2 protein-coding genes are annotated in these 2,625 nt (G+C 67.7%); both read left to right on the top strand.

Going from position 1 to position 2,625, the window contains the following annotated elements:
* Positions 1-1,359, top strand: a 1,359-nt coding sequence (locus D9C15_RS08420) for a TolC family protein (RefSeq protein WP_310734465.1), incomplete at its 5' end; no start/stop codon positions are given.
* Positions 1,356-2,558 carry an efflux RND transporter periplasmic adaptor subunit gene (locus D9C15_RS08415; RefSeq protein ID WP_127997009.1) on the top strand — a complete coding sequence of 401 codons (1,203 nt, stop codon included), beginning with the start codon at positions 1,356-1,358 and terminating at the stop codon, positions 2,556-2,558. The genes D9C15_RS08420 and D9C15_RS08415, both read left to right, overlap by 4 nt.
* Positions 2,559-2,625: the final 67 nt, after the last annotated feature.

Genomic DNA, 2,625 nt, shown 5'->3' with positions numbered 1-2,625 from the left:
GAATTCTTCCGCTTTGTTGTTCATTGCAACCTGGAGAATTCGATGCGAACGAAGTCGCTGGCCCTTGCCGGTGCCCTGCTCTGCTTGTCCAACATCGGGCAGGCGCAAGTCCCGGCGCAACAGCCTGGCGTCCTCGCCCCCGAAGCCGCACCGACTCAGGCGCAGCAGCGTCTGAGCCTCACGGAAGCGCTTGCGCTGGCCGAGGCGGCAAGCCCGACCCTGCGCTTGAAGATGGCCGAACTGTCGGCGGCCGAAGGGCAGCGGGCCGACGCGGGCGCGTGGCTCTACAACAACCCGCAGTTGTCCGTCGACCAGACGCGACGATCGGTGCCCTCGACCACCGGGTCGGAACGCCGCAGTGAGTGGGGTGCGGGTCTGTCCCAGACCTTCGAGGTGGGCGGCCAGCCGTCTTACCGTCGCGAGGCCACCAGTGCTGCGCTGGCCGCCCTGCGGCTGGAGATCGCCGAAGTCCGTCGCCGCGTTCGTGCAGACGTGGCCGAGCGACACACGCGCGTGCTCGCGCTGCAGCAGCGGGCCGACATGGAGACGCAGGCACTGACGCTCTTCAATGACACGGCCGCCGCGGTGCAGCGAAGACGGCAGGCGGGTGAGGACACGCGGCTCGACGCCAACGTCGCTCGCGTCGAGGCCGAGCGCGCGCGCAATCAGCTGGCCCAGATTCAAGAGCAACTGCTCGAGGCACGCGCCGAGTTGGCCAGGCAATTGCAACTGCCGCCCGAGAGCCTGCCGAAGGCGACAGGTGAACTCTCGGCGCAGCGACCCGGCTACTCCCTCAACGCCCTGCTTGCGAGTGCCGACAACCAGCCTCGCGCCGGCGCGCTGGCCGCGCGCGAGACCAGTGCCGCCGCAAGGCTGAAGCTCGAACGGGCCAGCACCTACCCGGACGTCACCGTGGGGCTGAACGTCGGTCGCGAGGGGCCCGGGGCGGCGCGCGAACGATTGACGACCTTGACCCTGTCCGTGCCCTTGCCGCTGTTCAAGCGCAATTCCACAGGCATCGGCGCAGCCCAGACCGAGCTCACGCAGGTACAGATCGAGCGGCAGACGGCGCAGCGCGATGCCCGAGCAAGCGTCAGTTCGCTGTGGACGCGGCTGGCCAGCCTCGAGGATCGGATTCGCCGGCTGCAGGAGTCCGTGCTCCCTGCCCTGGCGGACAACCAGCAACTCTCCGTCAAGTCGCAACAAGCGGGACAGATCGGCCTGCTCGAACTGATCGTCGTCAGCCGGCAATCCCTGGATGCCAGGCGCGACCTGATCGACGCGCTCGCCGACTACCAGAGCACCCGCATTGCCCTCGAACTCGCAGCCGGCTGGCCGCAAGAAGGAACCCAACCATGAAGAACTCGAAACCGCACGGCTCGTCCACGTCGCTGGTGCTGACGACGCTGGCCCTCGCTCTGGCAGTCGCCCTGTCCGCCTGTGGCGGCGGCGAGAAGTCCGCCGAGGCCAAGTCCGCCGAGAAGGCCGCTTCCGCTCCCGAGGGAGGGCACAAGGAGGAAGGCGGCCTGAAGCTTTCGGCCGAAGACGCGCAGCGTGCCGGCATCAAGCTCGAGAAGCTCGCTGAGCAGGGCTTCGCCGACACGGTGACCGTCACCGCGACGATCCGTCCGAACCAGGACCGCGTGGCCCGCGTGGCTCCGCGCGTCGAAGGGCGCATCGTGCAAGTCACGGCGAAGCTGGGTGACACCGTCAAGGCCGGTCAGGTGCTGGCTGTCCTCGACAGCGTGGCCCTTGGCGAAGCACAGTCCGCCCTCGAGCGGGCGCGATCGGCACAGCGCGTCGCGCAGGCCGACTACGCCCGCGCGGAGTCGCTGGCCAAGGACGAGATCATCCCGCAGCGCGAACTCCTGCGCGCGAAGTCATCGCTGGAGACGGCAAACGCCGACCTCCACGCCGCAGAAGACAAGTTGCGTCTGTTGGGAGGTACAGCGTCGCACACCGAACGCGCCGCATCGACGTTCGCCCTCACCGCTCCGCTGGGCGGAACGGTGGTCCAGAAGAAGGCCACGATTGGCGAACTGGGTTCACCGGCGGAGCCGCTGTTCTCCGTGGCCGATCTCTCGACGGTCTGGATCGAGGCCGATCTCACCGAGGACAAGCTCGCGCGCGTGAAGGTCGGCGCCGCGGCAATGGTCACCGTCAATGCCTACCCGAACGAGCGCTTCTCCGGTCGCGTGACCTACGTCGCCAGCATGCTCGACAAGGACAGCCGCACGACTCCCGCTCGCATCGAGGTCTCCAACAAAGACGGCCGGCTCAAGCCGGAGATGTTCGCAAGCGCCACGATCGAGACCGGTGCGGCGCGTGCGCCGGCGCTGTCGGTGCCCAGCGCGGCGATTCTGCTGCTGCAAGGGCAGCCCACGGTGTTCGTGGCAGAAGGCGGCGGCTTCGAGCCGCGGGCCATCGAACCCGGGGACAAGGTCGGCGGACGCACGGTGATAAGGGCTGGAGTCAAGGCCGGTGAGCAGGTGGTTGCCGAAGGGGCGTATGCCCTGAAGGCGCGGCTGCTGAAGTCGCAAATCGGCGAAGGCCACTGAGAAAGATTACCCATCATGCTCAACGCCATTGTCGATGCCTCGCTTCGATACAAGGTCCTGGTCATCG

It is taken from the genome of Piscinibacter defluvii (assembly GCF_004011805.1).
GTDB lineage: Bacteria > Pseudomonadota > Gammaproteobacteria > Burkholderiales > Burkholderiaceae_C > Piscinibacter > Piscinibacter defluvii.
This window is presented reverse-complemented; position numbering and strand designations above follow the sequence as displayed.

Excerpts from the sequence above, each read along its gene's own strand:
- D9C15_RS08415 (WP_127997009.1), top strand. The coding sequence starts at position 1,356 with ATGAAGAACTCGAAACCGCACGGCTCGTCCACGTCGCTGGTGCTGACG.